This is a genomic window from Achromobacter sp. 1011791174 (genome assembly GCF_059760925.1).
In genome coordinates, this window is sequence record NZ_JCBANH010000015.1 from 11,716 (window position 1) to 35,422 (window position 23,707).

Here is a 23,707-nt window from a genome sequence, read left to right on the forward strand (position 1 = left end):
CCAGGAGTGGAGGATGTCAGGCGGGCAGGGGGACCAGGGTGTTGACCAGTCTTCCCACCCCTTCGATTTCGGTCACGACCTCGTCGCCGGGCTTCACGTTGACGATGCCGTCGGGCGTGCCGGTCAGGATCAGGTCGCCGGGCGAGAGCGTCATGAAGCTGCTGAAGTACTCGATCAGCGCGGGCACGTCGAACACCATGTCGCGCGTGTTGCCGAGCTGGGTGCGCACGCCGTTGACGTGGGTGGACAGCGTCAGGTTCATGGGGTCCGGGATGTCGTCGCGGTCCACCAGCCAGGGGCCCAGCGGCGTGCAGGTGTCGCGACTCTTGACGCGCAGGTTGGGGCGGTACCAGTTCTCCAGGTAGTCGCGCAGTGCGTAGTCGTTGGCCACGGTGTAGCCGGCCACATGGTCGTAGGCCTGATCTCGGCGCACATTGCGGGCGGTCTTGCCGATAACCACGGCCAGCTCGCACTCGTAATGCATGAACGCCACGTCGGCTGGACGGAAAGTGCGGGCGCGGTGGCCGACGAAGGTGTTGGCGGCCTTCAGGAAGCCCAGCGGTTCGGCAGGGGCCTTGAAGGCCAGTTCCTTGGCATGGTCGGCGTAGTTGATGGCCAGGGTGAAGGTGGTGCGCGGCTCGATGGGCGGCAGCCACTGGACCTGGTCCTCGGCCAGGACGCGGCCGTCCGGCAGGCGCACCAGGCCGGGGCCGGCTTCGGTGGCGGCGTGGACGATTCCGTCCAGGACGATGCGGGCGTGTTTCATGGCGGGTCCGATAGGGGAAGGATTCAGGCCGCCTGCAGGCGGTTGGCCAGCGAGCCGACGCCGGCGATGCGGATCTCGTAGCGCTGGCCGGCCCGCAGGCGCGGCGCGCCGGCGGGTACGCCCGCGAGCAGGATGTCGCCCGGCTCGAAGCTCATGAAGGCGGTCACATCGGCGATCAGCCGCGCCACCGGGCGGACCAGGTCGGCGGTGGTGGCGCGCTGCGCGGTCTGGCCGTCAACCAGCACCTCGATGTCCAGCGCGTCGGGATTGGCGACCGATGCGGCGGGCGTCAGGTCCCGGCCGATGGGGCAGAAGCCGTCGCGGCACTGCTGCTTGAGCGCGGGCCGGAAGTAGCTGGCGTGCGGCTCGGACAGGTCGGCCACCACCCGGTAGCCCGCCACGTAGTCGAGCGCCTGTGCCGCGCTGACGCGCGTGGCCGTCCGGCCGAACACGATGCCCAGGCAGGCGCCCACCTGCACCTCGGCCACGTCGGCCGGCACCAGGATGGCGTCGCCGTCCTGCGCGTGGGTGTTGGCGGGTTTGATATACAGCACGGGGGCTTGCGGCGGCCGCTGGTAGGGCGGGGCGTGCGCGGCTTCGCCCAGCGCCTCCAGCTGCTGCCGGTAGTTGAGCGCCGCGCCGACCACGGTGCGCGGCGGCCGCAGCGCGGCCTCGGCGCGCGCCTTCAGGTAGTCGCGGTAGTTGTTGAGCTTGTAGTTCAGCACCGGATCCGCTTCCTCGATCTGCAGCGACAGGCCCAGCGGCCGCGCCGCCATCTGCGCCGCCATGGCGTCGGTCAGCGCCCGGAACACGCGTTCCCCCAGCGCGGACTTCTGCGCGTCGCTGCGGCCGTGGCCGATGCGCAGCAGCACGTGGACGAAGGCATTGTCGGGATGGCCGTCGACGATCAGGCAGTCGTCGATCCTGACGGCGCGGGTGCGCGCGCCGGCCAGCGGAAACAGCGACCCGTCGCCGATGGCGGCATCCTGCACGGTGCGCATCAGCGCGCGCGTGTCCAGGTCCAGGTTGCCTGAATACTCGATCCAGATATGCGGCATGGCGGTTGCGGGAACGGGGTTCCCCTCCGTGCTAAGTAGTTATCATGTTAATTAATGATAGTGAAAAAGCCCGCCAGCGGCAATGCGCCAGCGTCACGAACGGCCTTGGGGATTTCCCGCTGCGGGCCGCTGGCTGTTGACAGGCCTGGGTCTTCGAGAATAATGTTAACGAGTTAACTAATAGGATATGTCCGACCGCGTGGCGCCACCCGCGCGCCGGTCCGCAGCCAGGAGTCGAGCGTGAGCATCAAGCATTGGATCAACGGCAGGCAGGTCGACAGCAAGGATCGATTTGTCACCTATAACCCGGCCACGGGCGAGGCCATCGCCGAGGTCGCCGCCGGCGGCCAGGCCGAGATCGACGCGGCCGTGGCGGCCGCCGCCGAGGCCTTTCCCAAGTGGGCCAACACGCCCGCCAAGGAGCGCGCCCGCCTGATGCGCCGGCTGGGCGAGCTGATCGATCAGAACGTGCCCATGCTGGCCGAGCTGGAAACGCGCGACACCGGCCTGCCGATCTCGCAGACGCGCAAGCAGCTGATTCCGCGCGCCTCGGAGAACTTCAATTTCTTCGCCGAAGTCTGCACCCGCATGAACGGCCACACCTATCCGGTCGACGACCAGATGCTGAACTACACGCTGTATCAGCCGGTGGGCGTGTGCGCGTTGATCTCGCCGTGGAACGTGCCCTTCATGACCGCCACCTGGAAGACGGCGCCGTGCCTGGCGCTGGGCAACACGGCGGTGCTGAAGATGTCGGAGCTGTCGCCGCTGACCGCCGACCAGCTCGGCATGCTGGCGTTGGAGGCAGGCATTCCGCCCGGCGTGCTGAATGTGGTGCAGGGCTATGGCGCCGATGCGGGCGATGCGCTGGTGCGTCACCCGGGCGTGCGCGCCATCTCGTTCACCGGCGGCACCGTCACCGGCAAGAAGATCCTGGCCAGCGCCGGCGGCGTCAAGAAATACTCGATGGAGCTGGGCGGCAAGTCGCCGGTGCTGGTGTTCGACGACGCCGACGTCGAGCGCGCGCTGGACGCGGCGCTGTTCACCATCTTCTCGCTCAACGGCGAGCGCTGCACCGCGGGCTCGCGCATCTTCGTGCAGGAAACCATTTACGACGATTTCGTGCGCCGCTTCGCCGAGCGCGCGAACCGGCTGGTGGTGGGCGACCCGACCGACGAGCATACCCATGTCGGTTCGATGATCACGCGCCAGCATTGGGAAAAGGTCACTGGCTACATCCGTCTGGCCGAGGAAGAGGGCGCCCGCGTGCTGGCGGGCGGTCCGGAACTGCCCGCCGGCCTGCCGGCGCGGCTGGCTGGCGGCAATTTCGTGCGTCCCACGGTGCTGGCCGACGTGGACAACCGCATGCGCTGCGCCCAGGAAGAGATCTTCGGCCCGGTCGCCTGCCTGCTGCCCTTCAAGGACGAGGTCGACGGCCTGACGCTGGCCAACGATGTGAAGTACGGACTGGCGTCCTACATCTGGACCCGCGATATCGGCCGCGCGCATCGGCTGGCGCGCGGCATCGAGGCCGGCATGGTGTTCATCAACAGCCAGAACGTGCGCGACCTGCGCCAGCCTTTCGGCGGCACCAAGGAATCGGGCACGGGCAGGGAAGGCGGTGAATACAGCTACGAGGTATTCGCCGAGGTCAAGAACGTCTGCGTTTCCATGGGCAGCCATCACATCCCGCGCTGGGGCGTGTAGGCCGTCCTTCATATCCCCACAACACAAGACCAGAACCAGGAGACAAACACCATGGGCAAGCTCGCGCTGGCGGCCAAGGTGACGCATGTGCCGTCGATGTATCTGTCGGAAATGCCCGGCAAGCATCAGGGTTGCCGAGAGGCGGCGATCCAGGGGCATCGGGAGATCGGCCGGCGTTGCCGCGAACTCGATGTGGACACGATGGTGGTGCTGGACGTGCACTGGCTGGTCAACGCCGGCTATCACATCAATTGCAACGATCGCTTCGAGGGCTGCTACACCAGCAACGAGCTGCCGCATTTCATCAAGGACATGCGCTACGCCTACCGTGGCGATCCCGAACTGGGCCGCCGCATCGCCGAATGCGCCAACGCGGCGGGCGTGGGTACGCGCGCGCACGAAATCGGCAGCCTGGAACTGGAATACGGCACGTTGGTGCCGATGCGCTACATGAACGGCGACGACCGTTTCAAGGTGGTGTCGGTGGCTGCCTGGTGCGCCTGGCACACGCTGGAGGACAGCCGACGCTTCGGCGCCGCGCTGCGCCAGGCGATCGAGCAGAGCGACAGCCGTGTGGCGGTGCTGGCCAGCGGCTCGCTGTCGCATCGCTTCAACGACAACGGCAGCGGCGAAGCCACCATGCACGAGATCAGCCGGGAGTTCTTCCGGCAGGTGGACTTGCGCGTGGTGGAGCTGTGGCGCCAGGGCGACTGGAAGACCTTTTGCGCCATGCTGCCGGAATACGCGGACCTGTGCGTGGGCGAGGGCGGCATGCACGATACCGCCATGCTGTTGGGCCTGCTGGGCTGGGATGCCTACGACCAGCCGGCGGAGATCGTCACCGAGTACTTCGCCAGCTCCGGCACGGGCCAGCTGAACGCGGTCTTTCCGGTGCCGGCCTGAGCGCGCGGCGCGGACCGGCGCCCGCCGGCCTTACTCCGCGTCGCGGCGGACCTGCTCGACCATGGCGTCCACATCGCGGTAGAGCCGGTCCAGCAGTTCCTTGCCGATGCGGGCTTCGAGTTCTTCGTACTTGGCGTCGACCTGCGGTCGCATGCGGTCGATCAGCTTGTTGCTCTTGGACGTCAGCGAGATTTCCTGGCGGCGCTGGTCCTGGCTGGAACGCGCGCGCTTGATCAGGCCTTGCTCTTCCATGCCGGCCAGCATGCGGGTCAGGCTGGGGCTGAGGATCTGGCAGCTGCGCGCGATCTGATTGGGCTCCATCGAGCCGACTTCGCTCAGCGTGCGCAGGACCCGCCACTGCTGTTCGGTGACGCCGGCCGCATGCAGCAAGGGCCGGAAATGTGCCATCAGGGTTTCGCGCGCGTACAGCAGCAGATGGGGGAGATTGCGGTGGTGGAAGCTCGGACTCATGGCGGCTATGTTAGCAAGAAGCCGCCGGTTCTTACCCGCAATTTCTCGCCGGACCCGCATGAAACAGGGGTCCGGCGTAAGGAGGATGACAGGTATGGTCAGGCGGCCTTGCGCCGCCCGTGCCTGGACCGGGACGACGGTCAGGCGGGATGCTGCTGGGCCAGTTCCTGCAGGTCGTCCGGTACGGTCAGGTCGGGAACGGCCTGGCGCAGTTCCTGCAGCGCGTGCGCGGCATCTTCCTGTTGATCGTCCTGCATCAGGCTGCGGATATGAGCCAGCCGTGACTCGATCTCTTCGTCGCTCAGGGCCGCCTGCGCCTGGGCGGGTTCCTGCGCGGCCGCCTCGGGCTGGGCGGCGCCAGGCGCTGACGCTTCGGCCGCGGGGGCGGCCTGTTGTGGCGGCAATGCGGACTCCGGCGCGGGCAGCGCGGCGCGCTGCACGGCCGGCGCTTCCTGGGGCTGAGCGACGGCGGACTCGGCGGCGGCGGGGCGATCTTTATCCGTCCCTGATTCGCTGGGCGCCATCAGTTGCGCGATCGGATTGCTGTCCGGCGCGTCGGCGTTCTCGCGCATGTTGGTCCAGGTGAACAGGCCGGCGACCAGGAAGGCGCAGGCGGCGGCGGCCCAGCCTGGGTGCCAGCTATGTCCGGGATGCCAGCTGCGTCGTACCGCCGCGTCCAGTTCCGGACTGCCGGATCTGGTCTTACGGTACAGGGCGCGCAGGTCCAGCTCGTCGTCTTCGTCGAATGGGGGGCGATACGTAGTGCTCATGCGCGTACTCCTCGCGGATGCGCCCGGTGGCAAGGCGCATGCACGTTTGACCTTCGCGTTCGCCGCGCCGGTGGTCCGGCGGTCTCGTCAGGCTTGGGTCGTGTTCCGGTTTAGTGCGGCGTCCTGGAAAGCCGCCCAGCGATCACGCGGCGATTTCGCCATTGCGCCCGGACCAGGACCGGGCGCCGGCACCGCCTTAAAGGCCGGCGGATTGTCGTTGCGTGTGATCGCCTGATTATGCGCGATTTGCAAAAATCCGGCAGTTAATTTCTTGTATCTGGCCCCCAGTTTCTCGAATTCTTGTGGTTTTCGAAAGTCTGTTGAAAGATCCATGCACCAAGCCGGGGCATCCGTGCTGGTTGGTGACGCGAAATCGTCCACATGCCGTGGCCGCGAGCGCCAAGCAGGGGAAGGGATATCGGTAAACTCTGGGGGATGGCAAAGAATCGAACCGTCTACGTTTGCGCCGAATGCGGCGGCACCACCCCGAAGTGGCAGGGCAAATGCCCGCACTGCAATGCCTGGAACACGCTGGAGGAAACCGTGGAGTCGTCCGCCCCGTCGGCGGCGGCCCACCGGTATGCGCCGCTGGCCAGCAGCAGTCCGGTGCGCAGCCTGTCCGAGATCGAGGCCCGCGAGACGCCGCGCCAGCCTACTGGCCTCGATGAATTCGACCGTGTGCTGGGCGGCGGCCTGGTGGCCGGCGCCGTGGTGCTGATCGGCGGCGACCCCGGCATCGGCAAGTCCACGCTGCTGCTGCAGGCGCTGGCGTCCCTGTCCGAGACCACCTCGGTGCTGTACGTTACCGGCGAGGAATCGGCCGAGCAGGTCGCGCTGCGCGCCCGCCGGCTGGGCCTGGCCACCGGCAACGTCAACCTGTTGGCCGAGATCCGGCTGGAGGCGATCCAGGCCGCCGTGTCCGAGCAGAAGCCGACGGTGGCCGTGATCGACTCGATCCAGACGCTGTACAGCGGCGAGCTGACCGCCGCGCCCGGTTCGGTGTCGCAGGTGCGCGAATGCGCCGCGCAGCTGACGCGGCTGGCCAAGCAGACCGGCATCGCCATCGTCATGATCGGCCACGTCACCAAGGACGGCGCGCTGGCCGGGCCGCGCGTGCTGGAGCACATCGTCGACACGGTGCTGTACTTCGAGGGCGACACGCATTCCTCGTACCGGCTGGTGCGCGCGTTCAAGAACCGCTTCGGCGCGGTCAACGAGCTGGGCGTGTTCGCCATGACCGACCGTGGCCTGCGCGGCGTGGCCAATCCGTCCGCGCTGTTCCTGTCGCAGCACGAGCAGCAGGTCGCCGGCTCCTGCGTGATGGCCACGCAGGAAGGCACGCGGCCGCTGCTGGTCGAGATCCAGGCGCTGGTGGATAGCTCGCACGCGCCCAATCCGCGGCGCCTGACCGTGGGCCTGGAAGGCAACCGCCTGGCCATGCTGCTGGCGGTGCTGCACCGGCACGCGGGCGTGTCCACCTTCGACCAGGACGTGTTCGTCAACGCCGTCGGCGGCGTGCGCATCACCGAGCCGGCGGCCGACCTTCCGGTGCTGCTCGCCATCATGTCGTCGCTGCGCGACCGGCCGCTGCCGCGCGGACTGATCGCGTTCGGCGAAGTCGGCCTGGCCGGCGAAATCCGGCCCGCGCCGCGCGGACAAGAGCGTTTGCGCGAGGCCGCCAAACTGGGCTTCAGCGTGGCGCTGATCCCCAAGGCCAACGCGCCGCGCCAGCCCATCGAGGGCCTGGAGATCTGGGCGGTCGACCGGCTCGACGCCGCGCTGGACAAGTTGCGCTGAGGATCGCTTGTGAATCTGTTCGTCATCGTGCTGTGCCTGGCCGCGGGCGGCCTCATCGGTTTCATGGGCGGCGTGCTGGGCATCGGCGGCGGGCTGATCGCGATTCCGGCGCTGGTGCTGCTGATGGACATGCCGCAGCAGCTGGCGCAGGGCACGGCGCTGATCATGGTGCTGCCCACCATCATGATGGCCGTGCGCAAGTACAACCAGCAGGTGCGGATCGACAAGCGCGTGGCCGCGGCCGGCGCGGCGGGCGCGGTCGTGTTCACCTGGTTCGGCGCGCGGTTGGCGCTGGGCATCGACTCAAGCAGCCTGCGCCTGAGCTTCGCGGTGTTCCTGTTCTTCATCGCGCTGTTCTATGTATGGCAGACCTGGCGCGCCTCGAGGTCGACGGCGGCCCGCGATGCCGGCAAGGGCGCGCGCAAGGATCGGAACAAGAACGCAAGCAAGGAGGCTTCGCCGCAGACCGCCGCGCCTGTCTTCACGCCGCGCCGCGCCAGCGCGCTGGGCATGCTGTGCGGCACGCTCGGTGGATTCTTCGGCGTCGGCGGCGCGGTGCTGGCCGTGCCCATCATCACCTCGGTGTTCCGCCTGCCGCAAACCACCGCGCAGGCGCTGGCCCTGAGCATGGTGATACCCGGCTCCACCATCGCGCTCATCACGTACACCTGGGCCGGGCAGGCCAACTGGATGGTGGGCGCGCCGCTGGCCGTGGGCAGCCTCGCCTTCGTGCCGGTGGGCGTGCGCCTGGCCTATCGTCTGCCTGAACGCCGGCTGAGAGCCTGCTTCGCGCTCATGCTGTTCGCCACGGTTGCGCTGCTGGCATTCGAAGCATGATTGTCACGATCTCATGACCAAGCGTTAGCGCGGGAAAATTTCTGGTTCCGCGCAGAACCTTCGCGCCGGTCTGCATTCCAACGAAGTACGGGGCTTGCGGTGAACACCTCGCCGCACCTTGCTGGAAGAAGGCCCTGGGCCTTTGATCATTCAGGAGTACATGACATGACGACCCACTCCCGTATTGCCGCGTTCCTTTCCACCTCGGCGCTGTGCCTGGGTCTCGCGGCGGCGCCGGCGGCCTTCGCCGCGGACGCGACCGCCAAGCCGGGCGAAACCAAGAGTCAGATGGAACACACGGGCAAACACCACAAGGCCGACAAGACCTCGGCCAAGCCGGCAGCCGCCAAGCCCGCCGCCGCCAAGTCCGACAAGATGGACAAGACCGACAAGGCCGGCGCGATGACGCCGGCGACCACGCCGGCCAAGTAAGCCGGCGCGGGCCACACCCGCAGTTCCTTTGCAAAAGAGATTCCGACGCGGCGCCGTCGCCGCCCGGAAACTCAAAAGCCTCCCGGTATGGGCGCCGGGAGGCTTTTTTCATTCCGGTGTCCCGGCACAACTGCTACGCATCAACTTCGCTTGCAAGAACCAGGTGCCCCCAAGCGGGGCCGCGCGGAGCCGGCTTCGCCGGGCCGCAGCGGCGCCCCTTGAGGGGAAAGCGCGTAGCGCTTTGGGGTGGGCTCACCCTCCGGTCCGCTGCTGCGCCCCTGGGGGGAGCGCGCAGCGCTCGGGGGGGACCTACTCCACCGGCGTCACCACGCGGCCCGTCTCGAAGAACGCGCGCAGATTCTCCAGCATCAGGTTTTCCATGTCCTGGCGCGTTTCCAGCGTGGCGCTGCCAATATGCGGCAGCAGCACGGCCTGGTCGCTGCCCAGCAGCGCCTGCGGCACCTTGGGCTCGTGCTCGAACACGTCCAGGGCGGCCCAGCCGAGCTTGCCCGCTTCCAGCGCGGCGACCAGCGCGGTTTCGTCGATGACCGGGCCGCGCGCGATGTTCACGACGATGCCCTTGGGCCCCAGCGCTTCCAGCACTTCCTGGTTCACCAGATGGCGCGTGCCCGCGCCGCCCACCGTGGCCACGATCAGGAAATCGGCCCAGCGCGCCAGTTCGACCAGCGAGGCTTCGTAGCCGTATGCCACGTCGTCGCGCTTCCTGCGGTTGTGATAGCGCACCTGCATGTCGAAGCCCGCGCCGCGCTTGGCGATGGCGTCGCCGATGCGGCCCAGGCCGACGATGCCCAGCTTCTTGCCGCTGACGCGCATGCCCAGCGGAATGCTGCCGTGAATCTGGCCCCACTGCCCGCTGCGCACGAAGCGTTCGCCCTGGCCCATGCGGCGCGCCGCCGCGATCAACAGGCCCCAGGCCAGGTCCGCCACGCAGTCGGTCAGCACGTCGGGCGTATTGCTGACCTGCACGCCGCGCGCCTGCGCCGCCGCCACGTCGATGGTTTCATAGCCCACGCCCCAGCTGCAGATGGCCTTCAGGTCCGGCAGGGCGTTGATCAGCTCGGCATTGGCGCCGAAGTTGGCCGAGGTGACGATGGCCGTGATGCCCTTGCCGTGTTCGGCCAGGGCGGCCTTGCGGTCGGGGAATTTCCAGAGTTCGACGACGTCGTAGCGGTCGGCCAAGGTCTGGTTGGCGGAGGGGGAACCGGCCAGCGAACCGACCTGGATGATGCGAGGCTTGGTGGTCATGTTGTCGTACAAGTGGGTGGCGAAAGGTCCATGCTACTTGATTCGGGCGCAGTGGCCGGGGGCGGCCTCAGGAGGCTGCTGGCTCCTTGTCCATCTTGGACTGTCGCGCGTCCCATGGCGTGGCGCCCGCGCTGTGTCCGGCCTTGCGAACGACGGGCGCGGCGTCGATGCTTTTCATCGGTTGTTCGGCCCTGCGGGCTATTGAATGCGCCGGGCCCATCGGTCTGGGTTATTGTTCGGGGGGAGGGGAGTCCAGCCATATGGATTCCCGGATATTCAGAATATTTTTGATCTTGGTTTTCCAAAATGAATGCGGCTCCGCAGGGGCGGACAGGCCAATCGGCCTGGTCTGAGTGAGTCGCGTCGCAAGCCGGATATGAAAGATGCGTTGTCTAATATGAAATCCAATAATTTCTTCGAGTTGTATCAGGTTCAGGTATCAGACAACCCCGTAAAGCACGAGTATCTCAAAGAGGTTTTCATCGCCGCGATCGAGGACGGTTACTGGCGCGATGGGGAGAAGTTCCCCACCGAGCAGGAGATGGCGGCGCTGGTTCCGTTCAGTCTCGGAACGATTCAAAAGGCCGTCGGCTCGTTGGTCAGCAGCGGGTACGTCCAGAGAAAAAGAGGGGCTGGGACGTTCATTATTCCCAGAGAGAAGCGCTTGGGGGAGCCATGGATTTATCGAGTGCTCTCGGTTGACGGGACCCGATTCGTTCCCATGACGAGCACGGTGTTGCGGCGGATTCAGGTCGAGTCCGATGCGCTGTGGGCGCATTGGTTGCGTGGTGATGCCAACGATTGCGAGATCGTTCGCCTTGATAGAAAGATCGTCGCCGAAGACTATGCATTCATCAGTCAGTACTTTGCGGACGTAAACAGATTTCCGTATTTCATGGAGGCCGACCTGGACAGCATGAAAGGAGAGAATTTCGTGCAATTGACCAAGAAAATATATAAGGTTTCGGCATCCAATGTCATCAAGTCGGTTCGCACCGTGGCGCTTCCAAAGAGCATCGTCGGCGAGCTCGATATGTCTGGAAAGGTCTATGGCACCCATGTGGAAATAATGGGGAGCACCTCCGCCGGGCAGCCGGTTTTCTACCAGCAGCTGTTCTTGCCCGCGGGCGGGCTGCGTCTGTGCATCTGAATTCCAGCGCCGACGTTTTCTGAGGGGGGCGGCCACCCGGACGGCTGCCCTGGCGCCGGGTCGGATGCGCTGAGGGAGTATTGGCTCGATATCCGCCAAAGGCGATGCCCCACGGCCTTCGACTCCGGCCGCCGGGTCTCTCCGCGCGAATGCGCCGCGCACCATGCTCTGTTTGATGCCTTCCATTATTAGAAAAAGCATCAACAGCAGCCGATCAGTCCATCGCGATATCCCATCTGACGCTCACCATGGTGGCCACCGCGCGCGGCGCCAGCTGATCCATGCATCCCGCGGCCTTGCGCGGAATCGTCCCATGGGGCGGCTGTCCGCCATCGCTGGCCGCGCGGTGGGTCGACCTCCCATGCCATGAGGTTCCGGCTCTGACGTCCGTCAAGTTGGAGGTTCTTATACACCATAGTATTGAATTCTTGCTATGACCGTCCGGATGGTCTGCTTCTCTATGTACCCCTGTTTTTTCGAAAGATCAGCCGAAAAAATCAGGGAAAACACTGATCTGAAGTCTTGCTTTTCCTCTATTACTATATAGTAATTGAACATTAGAGGAGACATCCATGGACGTGCAACGCAAGAAGATCGGCATCGTTGACACCACGCTGCGCGATGCCCATCAGTGCCTTTGGGCGACACGCATGAAGACGGCGCACATGCTGCCCGTGGCGGAAGCCATGGACAAGGCAGGCTTTGCGCAGATAGACCTGGTCGCGCCGATTCAATTCGACGTCAGCGTCCGCTACCTGAAGGAGGACCCCTGGGAGCGGGTGAGGTTGATGCGCAGCAAGGTGCAGAACACGCCGTTGCGCTTTCTTGTCCGAAGCAAGAACCTGATGACGTTCGACACCTTGCCCGACGACATTCTGGAGTTGTGGGTCGAGCGGGCCGTGGCGAATGGCTTTCGCATCGTCGGCGCCTTCGACGGCCTGAATGACGTTGAGAACATTCTGGCGTCCACGCGCGTTGCCAAGCGCTTGGGGGTCACGACGTTCGGCGCCTTGTCGTACTCGCTCAGCCCTGTCCATACGGACGAGTTGTACGTCAAGACCGCGCGCGAACTGGTACAGAGCAAGGCCATCGACGGGATCATGCTCAAGGATGCCGCTGGCCTGCTGACGATCGATCGGATCCGGACGCTTGTCCCCGCGATCAAGCGGGTGATCGGCGACATGCCGCTGGAGATTCACAGCCACTGTCTGACCGGACTCGCGCCGCTGGTGTACCTGGAGGCGGTGAAGTGCGGCGCGGATATCCTGCATACGTCCATCGCGCCGCTGGCGAACGGCGCGGCTCAACCCGCCACGCAAAGCGTCGCCCGAAACCTCAGGCTGATGGGTTACGACGTGCCGATCGACGACCTGACGGTCGATCATGTGGGCGAGCATTTCAGGCGTATCGCCGAGGCGGAGGGAAAGCCTGTAGGCGAGGTGCTGGAGTATGACGCGTTTCATTACCAGCACCAGATGCCGGGCGGCATGCTGAGCAATTTCAAATCGCAATTGGCCGAGGCTGGTCTTTCCGACCGGTTCGATCAGCTGCTCGAGGAAGTGGCCAGGGTGCGCGAGGAGTTGGGCTACCCGATCATGATCACGCCCTTTGCGCAATTGGTCGGGACCCAGGCGGTACTCAACGTGGTTCACGGCGAGCGATATCGCGTCGTGCCGAATGAGATCAAGAAATATGCGTTGGGATACTACGGGAAGCTCCTGGCGCCTGTCGCCCCCGACGTGCTCGATCGCATCGTCGAGAATGGCTCGAAGCAGATCGCATTGAAGCCGGTCGCACCCGAGCCCGCGGTCGCCGCGCTTCGCAAGAAATATCCGTCGGCGTCGGACGATGAGCGACTGCTGCGATACATGTTCGCGGGTTCTCAGGTCGACGACATGCTGCGCGAGAAAGGGTCGACCACGTATGAGTATCAGCACGAGCATTCCATCGTCGCCTTGCTCAAGCATCTCTCGCAGCGTCCCAAGATCGGTCGCGTGCATATTTCGCACGGCGATTTCCAATTGAACATCGTGGGATCCTGAAATACCCAAATCCACTCCAGGAGAAAATTGAATGACCGACAAGACACTCACCTACCAGGACGTCAGGGAAATCATCAAGCTCGTCGAGGAAGCCGACAAGTTCGGCGAGTTTCGATTGCGCTACAACGACATCGAGATTTCGCTGAGCAAGCATGCGCCGCTTTCCGATGTCGCAACCCAGGCGCAGCGTTCAGCCCCCGCTCCCGAGCTTGCCGTTGCGCGCGCGGAACCAGCGCCGCAAGCGGCGATCAGTGCTCCCGCGGCAGCATCGAACGTGGCGGCGGCAAGCGCCGCCAATGCCCGCAAGGAATGGCCCGCCCATTTCGTGACGGTCCGCGCGCCCATGGTCGGAACGTTCTACTGCGCGCCGGAACCGGGCGCGAAACCCTTTGTCGGCGTCGGAGACACGATTGCCGCGCACGAAACGGTGTGCATCATTGAAGTCATGAAGTTGATGAACGCACTTTCCGCGGAGTCCGGTGGCGTTGTCCGGGACATCCTGGTCTCTGATGGGGACACGGTGGAATACGGACAGCCTCTCATCGTGATCGAGCCTGCCAACTGAGAGGGGTGTGTAGATGGGGTCGAAGATCAAGCGGCTGCTGGTTGCGAACCGTGGCGAAATCGCCGTTCGCATTCTGCGCGCATGTCGCGAGTTGGGCATTGAAACGGTTCAGGTCTTCTCCGAGGCCGACAGGGATTCGCTCGCCGTTCGCATGGCGGACCGTTCGGTGTGCATTGGCGGTCCCAAGCCGCAAGAGAGTTACCTGGACGCACGGCGGATACTCGCGGCGGCGTCGGCGCTGGGCGTGGACGCGATTCATCCGGGTTATGGATTTCTCTCGGAGAACGCCGATTTCGCCGATCTCGTCGAAGCGGAGGGCTTCATTTTCGTGGGGCCGACCGGCGCTTCGATACGCGCGATGGGAGACAAGGCCACGGCGAGGAAGCTGGCCGAAGAGGCCGGCGTGCCGACCACTCCCGGTTCCAAAGGCGTGGTGGCCTCGGCCGCGGAAGCGGCAGCGATTGCCGAGCGCATCGGCTATCCCGTGCTGTTGAAGGCGTCGGCGGGCGGCGGCGGGCGAGGAATGCGGGTTGTCAACGATCCGTCGATGATCGAGAAGGCGTTTCTCGAAGCCTCGCGCGAAGCAACCATTGCGTTCGGCAATGGCGCCATGTATCTGGAAAAATTCCTGACCGATATCCGGCACATCGAGATCCAGGTGCTGGGCGATGGGCACAATATCCTGCATCTGGGCGAGCGGGACTGTTCCTCTCAACGTCGGAATCAGAAGCTTGTCGAGGAGAGTCCGTCGCCGGTATTGAGCGCGTCGCTGCGCGCGCAGATCGGCGAGGCGGCGGTCCGCCTGTGCAAGCACGTGAACTATCGAAGCGCCGGCACGATCGAGTGCATTCTCGATCCCGCATCGCAGCGCTTCTACTTCATGGAAATGAACACGCGGATCCAGGTCGAGCATCCTGTCACCGAAATGGTCTGCGGCATTGACTTGGTCAAGGCGCAGATCCGCATTGCGTCGGGGGAGCGCATCGAGCTGCTTCAGGCTGACGTCCGGCTGCACGGTCACGCGATCGAGTGCCGCATCAATGCCGAAGACCCGGAACAGGATTTCCAGCCCAAGCCCGGCAAGGTGCAGCGGTATTCCCCGCCTGGCGGCATCGGCGTGCGTATGGATAGCCATATTTTCTCCGGCTATGTCGTGCCGCCCTTCTATGACTCGCTCCTGGGCAAAGTAATTTGCTGGGGGGAGTCGCGGGCCGAAGCGATCGCGCGGATGCAGCGCGCGCTTCAGGAGCTTGAAATCGACGGCGTGCAAACGACCCGTGAATTCCATCTTCAGCTGATCGGCAGTCCTGACTTCGCGCAGGCCAAGATCCATACCCGGTATATCCAGGATACCTATCTGAAGCAACTGGCCGAAGCGCGAAAAGCCAGTTAGCGCGCAGAGCGATGCCGCAGGAATGCGGCATCGCTTCCCGAATCAATGGTTCATGCGCCAGCCGCGATGCGGAAAGGAGGCCGTCGGAGGTGCGGCCGAAGTGCGATTTCCATGGGGCGCCGGAAGTCGAGCATTCATATACAAAAAATAAATTCCAGTGCAGGCAATGACGGACGCCGCGAGCGCCCGCGATTGTCTGAAATCCAAAGGAGACAGTTTTGTCTGATAGCCATTCCGTGCCTATTCAGGTAAACAAGGCCGCCGCGGAAGTCTCGCTGCAAATTGAGAAGATATATGCCAACAAGAATTTCTCGAAACTGGTTTCCGGCAGGAATCGTCTTGTTTGCTCGCTGTTGTCCATTATTTTCATTGGGTATTTCGGATTTCTGGGCGTGGTCTGCCTCATGCCGGGATTCGCTGCCAAGCCGTTTTTTGCCGGCAGCGGGCTGACGGTGGGCATTGCCGCCGAGTTGGCCTTGTTCCTGCTGTTCCTGATCATCTCCACGATTTATGTGTCGTTTGCGAACGGCAAGTTCGACCCGATGCTCCGCCACCTCGTGGAGAAGGCTGGTGATGGGAGGGCGCAATGAGCCGCGCCGGAAAGTTCTCGGTTCTTTTCATGGGAACGGCGTTGGCGTCTCCCTTGGCCTGGGCGGATGTCGCGATCGGGGAAACGTCGCGCCAGCCCGTCAACCTGCACGCCATCGCGCTGTTCTTTTGCTTTGTGCTGTTCACGCTGGGAATCACCGTATGGGCGGCGAAGCGGAGCCGTTCCGCTTCGGATTTCTACAGCGCGGGTGGCGGCATAAGCAGCATGCAGAATGGGCTGGCCCTGGCGGGAGACTATATGTCCGCCTCGACGCTGCTGGGGATCACCGCGATCATCTACACGGATGGCATCGACGGCTATATCTATCTGATCGCGTTCTTTACCGGTTGGCCGGTGCTGCTGCTTCTGATGACCGATCGGTTGAGGAACCTGGGTAAATTCACCTTCGCGGATGTCACGTCGTACCGCCTGGCGCAGCGTCCGATCCGCGCCATGTCGGCGCTGGGCTCCCTGGTCGTGGTCTGCTTCTATCTGATCGCCCAGATGGTTGGCGCGGGTCAGTTGATCAAGCTCCTGTTCGGGCTTGAATACAACTGGGCGCTGATCATTGTCGGCTTCCTGATGATGGCATACGTCATTTTCGGGGGGATGGTGGCCACCACGTGGGTGCAGATCACCAAGGCGTTTCTGTTGTTGATCGGTGGCACGATCGTGGCCTTGCTCGCGTTCTCGAAATTCGACTTCGATTTCGAGACGCTGGTTTCCAAGGCCATGGAGATTCACCGGAGTGGGGCAGCGTTGCTGATGCCGGGCAAGCTTCTGGGAGATCCCGTCGCCGCGATTTCGTTGAGCCTTGGTCTCATATTCGGCACGGCGGGGATGCCTCATATCCTGATGCGATTCTTCACGGTGAAGGATGCAAAGGAAGCTAGGAAATCCGTGCTGTACGCCAGTGGCTTCATCGGATATTTCTTCAATGTGCTGCTGATTCTGGGGCTGGCGTCCATTGTCATTGTCAGCCAGGACTTGAGGTTCTTCGAGGCTGGCGACATCAATGGCAAGTTGCTGGGCGGGGGAAACATGGTGGCGATGCACCTTGCACATGCCGTGGGCGGTGACTTGATGTTCGGTTTCCTCGCGGCGATCACGTTTGCCACCATTCTGGCCGTCGTGTCGGGTCTGGCGCTTGCCGGGGCATCGGCGATCGCGCGCGACTTCTATGTTCACGTCATCTGTCGAGGCGTGGCGGACGAAGCCAAGGAACTGCGGCTCACGAAGTTTGCGACGCTGGCACTGGGTGTCGTGGCCATCCTGCTGGGCATCGTCTTCCAGAAAGTGAATGTCGCTTTCATGGTGGCCATCGCATTCGGCGTGGCGGCTTCGGCCAATTTTCCCGTCCTCTTCCTGTCGATGTTCTGGCGAGGCCTCACAACAAGGGGAGCGCTGGCTGGCGGATACACCGGTCTGGTGTCCGCCGTCGCCCTGGTCTGCGCCTCGAAATCCGTGTGGGTCAACGTTCTGGGCTACGCGGACGCGCTCTTTCCGTATGAACAGCCGGCGCTGTTCTCGATGCCCCTGGCATTCGCCGTCGCCATCGTCGTTTCGTTGTTGGATCGTAGCGAAGCGGCGGCATCGGAGCGCGCACGATTCTTCGATCTGTATGTGCGCAGCCAGACCGGTGTGGGCGTGAGCGCTCCCGCTTCGCACTAGCGCGGGCAGTCGATCGCCCTCGCCGACGTTGGCCAGAGCCGGCGGCAGCGAAGGCGATCGTTTCGACAGAAGCCGCGGTGTTTCGATCGCGTGGCGTTTCTGCCCGCACCCATCTTTGAATTGGCGTGGCCCGCCGGGTCAATCCGACCCGGCCACCGCTGCGCCCCGGGCCGGCCCACGCGCCCACCACCATGTCATCAGACCGGCCGCCAGCACCACCGGCAGCATGGCCGCGTTCAGCGCTGGCCACCCGAAGGCGTCCAGCGCCGGTCCGGCCGCCAGGGTGGCCAGCGCGGTGGCGGCATAACGCAGCATCTCGGCCGCGCCTTGCGCGCGGGCGCGTTCCGACGGACGGTAGGACTGCGCCAGCAGGGTGGTGCCGCCGACGAACATGAAGTTCCATCCCACCCCCAGGCAGAACAACGCCGCATAGAACGCGGGCAGCGACGGCGACGTCATCGCGATCAGCGAGCACGCGACGTTCAGCAGCATGCCGGCGCCCAGCACCCGCGGCAGGCCGAAGCGCTGGATCAGCGCGCCGGCGAAGAAAGCCGGCGCGTACATGCCGACCAGGTGCCATTGCATGATGTTGGCGCCGTCACCGATGCCGTGGCTGCACGCCACGGCGGCCAGCGGCGCGGCGGTCATGATGAACATCATCGAAACCGACCCCACCACGTTGTTGGCAAGCGCGGCGACGAACACCGGCTGGCGGGCCACTTCGCGCAGCGGCCGCGCGGGCAGGCCGGCCTGGGTCTCGCCTGCGGCGGCAGGCGCTTCGGCGTCGCGATAGCCGACCCACAGCAGCGCGGCCGACAGCAACGCCAGCAGGGCCACCATCAAATACGCGCCGGCGAAGGCTACCGGCGCGAAAAGGTCGCGACTCCAGGCGGCCAATGCCGGGCCGGCAATGGCGGCGATGACGCCGCCCGCCATCACTACCGAGATCGCGCGGCTCTTGGCGGCGGGCTCGACCGTGTCCGCCGCCGCCAGCCGGTAATACTGGGCAAAGGCCTGGAATACGCCGACGAGCGCGGTGCCGGCGCAGAACGCCCAGAAATCGGCATGAAACACGGCCCATACCGATAAACCGCCGCCCGCCGCGCCGGCCAGTGCGCCCAATGTGAACCCTCTGCGCCGGCCGATGCGCTGCATCAGCAAGGAGGCAAACCAGGTGACCACTGCGCCGGCCACCGTGATCAGCGCGAATGGCAGGGTCGACAAGGCCTTGTTGGGCGCGAGCATGTGGCCGGTCAACGCGGTCAGCGTCAGGTCGATGGAAATGGCGGCGACGAACAGGCCCTGGCAGATGGCCAGGACGCGGGCGTTGCGGTGGCCGGTGGTGGGGGAGGCTGACGTGGGCATGTCGGAATCGGTGGGGAGTGATCGGTATGGGGGCGCCGCGGCAAGCGGGGCTGGCGGGTTTGACAGGCCTCACTGTATCGACGCAAACTCTGGCGTAAATGACATAATTCCCTCAAAAATCGCCATGCCACACGACGTCATCTTCCTGCTGGTGCCGGACTTCCAATTGCTGGATATGTCTGGCCCTGCCGCGGTGTTCCAGACCGCCGGCAAGCAGGCGCGCACCGCCGCCGGTCCGGCCTATGCGGTTCACGTCGTGTCGGAGCGTGGCGGCCCGGTGCGGAGTTCTTGCGGGGTCGAAGTCCTGACTCGATCCTGGCGCGACGCGCCTTCAGGCACGCTGGTGGTGCCGGGCGGCGAGGGCGCGCGCGCGGCCGCCGTCACCCCGGCCATGCGCAGGTATCTGCACGCGCATCGCCAGGCCGGCCGGCGCCTGGCCAGCGTCTGCACGGGCGCATTCGTGCTGGCGGCCGCGGGCCTGCTCGATGGGCGGCGCGCCACCACTCACTGGCGTCATGCCGCCGACCTCGCGCGCAACCATCCGGACGTGCGAGTCGACGCCGACCGGATCCACGTCTGCGATGGCGATACGTGGACCTCGGCCGGCATTACCGCCGGCATAGACCTCGCGCTGGCGATGGTCGAATCCGACCTGGGCGCGGAGGTGGCGGGCGCCACGGCGCGCGAGATGGTGGTCTACCACCGCCGCTCGGGCGGCCAGTCGCAGTTCTCGGCGCTGCAGGACCTGGCGCCCGACAGCGAACGCATCCGCGTCGTGCTGGAGCACATCCGCGGGAATCTTGGCGCGGCGCTGACTGTCGAGCATCTGGCCGACGTGGCCTGTGTCAGCCCGCGCCAGTTCCTGCGCAGCTTCAAGGCCGAGACCGGCGAAACGCCCGCCAAGGCGGTCGAACGCATTCGGGCGGAGGCGGCGCGCGCGCACCTCGAGGCGGGCGCCGACAGTATCGACAGCGTCGCGCGACGGGCAGGCTTTACCGACAGCGAACGGATGCGGCGGACCTTCCTGCGTGTCTACGGCCAGCCGCCGCAGGCGCTGCGGCGCATGGCCAGGCAAGGATAAAAAAAGCGAGCCTTGTTCCTGTCGCTCATGACGCCGGCGCGCAAGGCGCGGCATCCTGCCGGGACAGCTTGTAAAACAAAGATGGGTATTGAGCTTTAACTTGTCAATCAAGTATGCTGTGCCTGCCTTGATCATCCGACAAGCGAACCTGCCCGGAGCCGCCCATGAAAACCTCCCCGGTCACCCACCAGGACCTGCGACGCTCGGTCATCGCGGTGCCGCCGCTGGCGCGCCGCGCGGACCTATCGCTGAACGAGGCCGCGAACCGGGCGCTGCTGGCGCATCTGGAGGCCGGCGGCGTGCGCAGCGTCATGTACGGCGGCAACGCCAACTTCTACAACGTGGGGCTGGGCGAGTACGCGCGCATCGTGGATATGCTGGCCGCGCTGGCAGGCCCCGACACCTGGATCCTGCCGTCGGCGGGGCCGGACTACGGCAAGATGATGGACCAGGCCGCGGTGCTGCGCACTCGCGCTTTTCCCACGGCGATGCTGCTGCCCATGTCCTTCCCGTACACGGACGATGGCCTGGCGGATGGCGTGCGGCGCTTCACAGACGCGCTGGCCAAGCCGGCCGTGGTCTACATCAAGTCGGCCGGCTACCTGGCGCCGGCGACGGCCGCGCGGCTGATCGAGGAGGGCCGCATCGTGGCCTTGAAGTACGCGGTGGTGCGAGAGGATCCGCTGCGCGACGACTACCTGCGCGCGCTGCTGGGCGAGGTCGAGGCGCGCTGGATCGTCAGCGGCATCGGCGAGCGGCCGGCCATCGCGCATTACCGGCATTTCGGCCTGTCGAGCTTCACGTCCGGCTCGGTCTGCGTGGCGCCGCGGGGTTCCATGCGCCTGCTGCGGCTGCTGGCCGAGGGGCGCTACGACGAGGCCGACAGCGTGCGCCGGCGCTACCTGGGTCTGGAGGACTGCCGCGACGGCATCAGCCCCATCCGCGTGCTGCACGATGCGGTGACACTGGCCGGCGTGGCCGACATGGGGCCGATGCTGCCCTTGCTGACGGGGCTGTCCGCCGCCGAACGCGAACGCGTGGCGCCGGTGGCGCGCGCGCTGGCCGCGTGGGACCGGGAAACCATGGCGGCGTGAGCCTGTGCATCGTCCGTCGGGCTCGCATTTGACGGTACGATGTGCGCTGTCTTTACGCCCGATGCCGAAGGAGATTCCGTGGCCCGAAAACCGACCCCCTCGCCAAGCGCGCTGCAAGCGCCCGCGGACGCGGAAACCGCGCAGCCGCTGGAGCGTCGCCATCGCGTGCGGCTAGCGGACCAGCTCTACGGCCAGATCTTCGAACAGCTCGTCTCGGGCAATCTCAGCGTCGGCGACAAGCTGCCTTCCGAGAACGAAATCTCCGAACGCTACGGCGTTTCGCGGCCGGTGGTGCGCGAGGCGCTGCTGCGTCTGCGCGCCGACGGGCTGGTCACGGCGCATCAGGGGCTGGGCACCTTCGTCAGCCACCAGCCCGCGCCCAGGCTCAAGACCTTCAGCGACGTGGAGCACGTTAGCGCCTATCTGCGCGCGCAGGAGGTGCGGGTGGCGCTGGAAGGCGATGCCGCGCGCCTGGCGGCCCTGCGCCGCACCGACGAGCAGTTGCGCAAGATCGAGGAGGCGCACCAGGCCTTCGCCGAATCGCTGGCGCAGGGGCGCATGTCGGCCGAGGCCGATCTGGCGTTCCACGCCAGCATCGCCGAAGCCAGCGGCAATGACTTCTATCTGGGCGTGCTGGAGAGCATTCACGATTCCATCAGCGGCTTCATGCGCCTGACGCTCAGCCTCACGCGCACCGGCTCGCGCCAGCGCGCCCAGACCGTGCTGGACGAGCACGCCACCATACTCGCGGCCATCCGCGCGCAGGACGGCGAGCACGCGCGCGTGGCCATGCAGTTCCACCTGGGCCGGGCGCGGCACCGGCTGGTGGACCGCGAGCGCGACTGAGCGCGGCAACAGGATTTTCACCACCCAAGCGCGGCACAACAAGCGCAGAGGACCAAGAGCAGACAAATGAGCGATTCTTCCAAACCCAAGACCCGCAAGACTCCCGAGGAACTGCGCAGCCATCGCTGGTATGGCGTGAAGGACCTGCGCGCGTTCGGCCACCGTTCGCGCACGGCGCAGATGGGCTATCACCGCTCCGACTACGCGGGCAAGCCGGTGATCGCCATCATCAACACCTGGAGCGACATCAACCCCTGTCACAGCCACTTCAAGCAGCGCGTGGAAGAGGTCAAGCGCGGCATCTGGCAGGCCGGCGGCTTTCCGGTGGAAATGCCGGCCATGAGCCTGTCCGAGCCGTTCCAGAAGCCCACCACCATGCTGTACCGCAACCTGCTGGCCATGGAAACCGAGGAGCTGCTGCGCTCCTATCCGGCCGACGGCTGCGTGCTGATGGGCGGCTGCGACAAGACTACGCCGGCCTTGCTGATGGGCGCGGTGTCGATGGACCTGCCCACGCTGTTCGTGCCGGCCGGCCCCATGCTGCGCGGCAACTGGAACGGCAACACGCTGGGCTCCGGGTCCGACACCTGGAAGTACTGGGCCGAGCTGCGCGCGGGCAATATCACCGAGGAAGACTGGCAGGGCGTGGAGGACGGCATCGCCCGTTCGCCCGGCCATTGCATGACCATGGGCACGGCCTCCACCATGACCGCCGCGGTCGAGGCGCTGGGCATGTGCCTGTCGGGCTACTCCTCGATTCCGGCGCCCGACTCGCGCCACGCGCAGATGGCGAGCCTGTCGGGCAAGCGCATCGTCGAAATGGTCTGGGAAGACCTCAAGCCTTCGGACCTGCTGACCGCCGCGTCCTATGACAACGCGGTGCGCACGGTGCTGGCCCTGTCCGGCTCGACCAACTCGGTGGTGCACCTGATCGCGATGGCGCGGCGCAGCGGCTTCGGCCTGGACCTGGACCGTTTCGACCATCTGGCGCGGACCACGCCGGTGCTGGCCAATCTGCGGCCCGCCGGCAAGTACCTGATGGAAGATTTCTATTACGCGGGCGGCCTGCGCGCGCTGCTGGTGCAGCTGGGCGACCTGCTGGACCTGTCGCAGCGCACCGTCGATGGCCGCACGCTGGGCGAGAACATCGCCGGCGCGCGCGTGTTCAACGACGACGTGATCCGCGCGCGCGGACAGGCGCTGGTCGAGCGCGACGGCCTGGCCGTGCTGCGCGGCAACCTGGCGCCGGACGGCGCGGTGATCAAGCCGCCGGCGATGGAGGCGCATCTGCAGGTGCATACCGGCCCGGCGGTGGTCTTCAAGGACTACAACGACATGGCCGCGCGCATCGACGATCCGGCGCTGGACGTCAGCGCCGACAGCGTCATCGTGCTGCAGAACGCCGGGCCGCAGGGCGCGCCGGGCATGCCGGAATGGGGGCAGCTGCCGATCCCGCAGAAGCTGCTCAAGCAGGGCGTGCGCGACATGGTGCGTATTTCGGATGCGCGCATGAGCGGCACCAGCTATGGCGCCTGTGTGCTGCACGTGGCGCCGGAAGCCTATGTGGGCGGTCCGCTGGCGCTGGTGCGCGACGGCGACATGGTGGCGCTGGACGTGCCGGGCCGCAGCCTGAACCTGCTTGTGCCGGACGCCGAGCTGGCGGCGCGCAAGGCGGCCTGGCAAGCGCCGCCGCCGCGCTTCGAGCGCGGCTATGGCGTGCTGTACCTCAAGCACATCGGTCAGGCCGATACGGGCTGCGATTTCGATTTTCTGCAGACCGAAGCGCGCGCTGAACCCACGGGCGAACCGGAGATTCATTGACCCGGGAGACGGGTCGCAACGTGCATGCCCCCAAAGCCGCGTCCGACGGCGCGGGCCTGCCGCCCCCGACCGGGCCGCTCATG

At 65.6% G+C, this 23,707-nt stretch carries 22 protein-coding genes; 15 read left to right on the top strand and 7 right to left on the bottom strand.

The window, feature by feature from the left end; all coding sequences use genetic code 11:
• Positions 1–16: 16 nt before the first annotated feature.
• Together AC6LJ5_RS07875 and AC6LJ5_RS07880 are read right to left on the bottom strand one after the other, a co-directional pair.
• Complete coding sequence (locus AC6LJ5_RS07875) at positions 17–766, bottom strand: fumarylacetoacetate hydrolase family protein (protein WP_103275190.1); 750 nt, start codon at positions 764–766, stop codon at positions 17–19.
• Between the two features lie 23 nt (positions 767–789).
• The gene (locus AC6LJ5_RS07880; RefSeq protein ID WP_103275189.1) at positions 790–1,824 is read right to left on the bottom strand and encodes a fumarylacetoacetate hydrolase family protein; all 1,035 of its coding nucleotides are present in this window, start codon (positions 1,822–1,824) and stop codon (positions 790–792) included.
• Positions 1,825–2,064: 240 nt separating this feature from the next.
• On the opposite strand from AC6LJ5_RS07880, the gene hpaE reads away from it, so the two are divergent.
• Together hpaE and hpaD are read left to right on the top strand one after the other, a co-directional pair.
• On the top strand, positions 2,065–3,531 hold the full coding sequence (gene hpaE, locus AC6LJ5_RS07885) for a 5-carboxymethyl-2-hydroxymuconate semialdehyde dehydrogenase (RefSeq protein WP_498140204.1): 1,467 nt from the start codon (positions 2,065–2,067) through the stop codon (positions 3,529–3,531).
• 51 nt (positions 3,532–3,582) lie between these two features.
• Complete coding sequence (gene hpaD / locus AC6LJ5_RS07890) at positions 3,583–4,434, top strand: 3,4-dihydroxyphenylacetate 2,3-dioxygenase (RefSeq protein WP_498140205.1); 852 nt, start codon at positions 3,583–3,585, stop codon at positions 4,432–4,434.
• 30 nt (positions 4,435–4,464) lie between these two features.
• On the opposite strand, the gene hpaR is transcribed toward hpaD, so the two are convergent.
• The 3 genes from hpaR to AC6LJ5_RS07905 all read right to left on the bottom strand — a co-directional run bounded on the left by hpaR (position 4,465) and on the right by AC6LJ5_RS07905 (position 6,008).
• Positions 4,465–4,905 (bottom strand): homoprotocatechuate degradation operon regulator HpaR, encoded by a 441-nt coding sequence (gene hpaR, locus AC6LJ5_RS07895; protein ID WP_103275186.1) that lies wholly within the window; start codon positions 4,903–4,905, stop codon positions 4,465–4,467.
• A 140-nt stretch (positions 4,906–5,045) separates the two neighbouring features.
• A complete protein-coding gene (locus tag AC6LJ5_RS07900; RefSeq protein ID WP_103275185.1) occupies positions 5,046–5,675 on the bottom strand; it encodes a hypothetical protein in 630 nt (209 codons plus the stop codon).
• A gap of 87 nt (positions 5,676–5,762) precedes the next feature.
• Complete coding sequence (locus AC6LJ5_RS07905) at positions 5,763–6,008, bottom strand: hypothetical protein (RefSeq protein WP_158658451.1); 246 nt, start codon at positions 6,006–6,008, stop codon at positions 5,763–5,765.
• A 102-nt stretch (positions 6,009–6,110) separates the two neighbouring features.
• Here AC6LJ5_RS07905 and radA point away from each other — a divergent pair, with 102 nt between their 5' ends.
• From radA to AC6LJ5_RS07920, 3 genes are all read left to right on the top strand, one after another.
• Entirely contained in the window at positions 6,111–7,472 is a 1,362-nt protein-coding gene (gene radA / locus AC6LJ5_RS07910) for a DNA repair protein RadA (RefSeq protein ID WP_392409898.1), read from the top strand.
• Positions 7,473–7,481: 9 nt separating this feature from the next.
• Positions 7,482–8,309, top strand: coding sequence for a sulfite exporter TauE/SafE family protein (locus AC6LJ5_RS07915; protein WP_498140206.1), 828 nt, complete (start codon positions 7,482–7,484; stop codon positions 8,307–8,309).
• Between the two features lie 165 nt (positions 8,310–8,474).
• Positions 8,475–8,741: a hypothetical protein gene (locus tag AC6LJ5_RS07920; protein WP_103275182.1), complete on the top strand. Its 267-nt coding sequence runs from the start codon at positions 8,475–8,477 to the stop codon at positions 8,739–8,741.
• A gap of 309 nt (positions 8,742–9,050) precedes the next feature.
• Here the strand turns inward: AC6LJ5_RS07920 and AC6LJ5_RS07925 are convergent, their stop codons facing one another.
• On the bottom strand, positions 9,051–10,007 hold the full coding sequence (locus tag AC6LJ5_RS07925; RefSeq protein ID WP_103276558.1) for a 2-hydroxyacid dehydrogenase: 957 nt from the start codon (positions 10,005–10,007) through the stop codon (positions 9,051–9,053).
• Positions 10,008–10,383: 376 nt separating this feature from the next.
• On the opposite strand from AC6LJ5_RS07925, the gene AC6LJ5_RS07930 reads away from it, so the two are divergent.
• The 6 genes from AC6LJ5_RS07930 (at position 10,384) to AC6LJ5_RS07955 (ending at position 17,417) form a co-directional block, all read left to right on the top strand.
• Positions 10,384–11,157: a GntR family transcriptional regulator gene (locus tag AC6LJ5_RS07930; protein ID WP_392409894.1), complete on the top strand. Its 774-nt coding sequence runs from the start codon at positions 10,384–10,386 to the stop codon at positions 11,155–11,157.
• Between the two features lie 572 nt (positions 11,158–11,729).
• Positions 11,730–13,199, top strand: a complete 1,470-nt coding sequence (locus AC6LJ5_RS07935; RefSeq protein WP_103275180.1) for a pyruvate carboxylase subunit B — start codon at positions 11,730–11,732, stop codon at positions 13,197–13,199.
• A 31-nt stretch (positions 13,200–13,230) separates the two neighbouring features.
• Complete coding sequence (accB, locus tag AC6LJ5_RS07940) at positions 13,231–13,764, top strand: acetyl-CoA carboxylase biotin carboxyl carrier protein (protein WP_392409892.1); 534 nt, start codon at positions 13,231–13,233, stop codon at positions 13,762–13,764.
• A 13-nt stretch (positions 13,765–13,777) separates the two neighbouring features.
• Positions 13,778–15,157, top strand: coding sequence for an acetyl-CoA carboxylase biotin carboxylase subunit (gene accC / locus AC6LJ5_RS07945; protein ID WP_103275178.1), 1,380 nt, complete (start codon positions 13,778–13,780; stop codon positions 15,155–15,157).
• 218 nt (positions 15,158–15,375) lie between these two features.
• Positions 15,376–15,747, top strand: a complete 372-nt coding sequence (locus tag AC6LJ5_RS07950; RefSeq protein WP_392409891.1) for a DUF485 domain-containing protein — start codon at positions 15,376–15,378, stop codon at positions 15,745–15,747.
• Positions 15,744–17,417 (top strand): cation/acetate symporter, encoded by a 1,674-nt coding sequence (locus tag AC6LJ5_RS07955; protein ID WP_498140207.1) that lies wholly within the window; start codon positions 15,744–15,746, stop codon positions 17,415–17,417. Before AC6LJ5_RS07950 ends, AC6LJ5_RS07955 begins: the two co-directional genes overlap by 4 nt.
• Before the next feature lie 138 nt (positions 17,418–17,555).
• Here AC6LJ5_RS07955 and AC6LJ5_RS07960 read toward each other — a convergent pair whose 3' ends face one another.
• A complete protein-coding gene (locus AC6LJ5_RS07960) occupies positions 17,556–18,782 on the bottom strand; it encodes an MFS transporter (protein WP_498140208.1) in 1,227 nt (408 codons plus the stop codon).
• 124 nt (positions 18,783–18,906) lie between these two features.
• Between AC6LJ5_RS07960 and AC6LJ5_RS07965 the strand changes: the two genes are divergently transcribed.
• The 4 genes from AC6LJ5_RS07965 to araD all read left to right on the top strand — a co-directional run bounded on the left by AC6LJ5_RS07965 (position 18,907) and on the right by araD (position 23,624).
• Positions 18,907–19,863: a GlxA family transcriptional regulator gene (locus AC6LJ5_RS07965; RefSeq protein WP_498140209.1), complete on the top strand. Its 957-nt coding sequence runs from the start codon at positions 18,907–18,909 to the stop codon at positions 19,861–19,863.
• Positions 19,864–20,027: 164 nt separating this feature from the next.
• A complete protein-coding gene (locus AC6LJ5_RS07970; protein WP_498140210.1) occupies positions 20,028–20,957 on the top strand; it encodes a dihydrodipicolinate synthase family protein in 930 nt (309 codons plus the stop codon).
• 39 nt (positions 20,958–20,996) lie between these two features.
• Positions 20,997–21,803, top strand: a complete 807-nt coding sequence (locus AC6LJ5_RS07975; protein ID WP_103275172.1) for a FadR/GntR family transcriptional regulator — start codon at positions 20,997–20,999, stop codon at positions 21,801–21,803.
• A 66-nt stretch (positions 21,804–21,869) separates the two neighbouring features.
• Positions 21,870–23,624 (top strand): L-arabinonate dehydratase, encoded by a 1,755-nt coding sequence (gene araD, locus AC6LJ5_RS07980; RefSeq protein ID WP_103275171.1) that lies wholly within the window; start codon positions 21,870–21,872, stop codon positions 23,622–23,624.
• Positions 23,625–23,707: the final 83 nt, after the last annotated feature.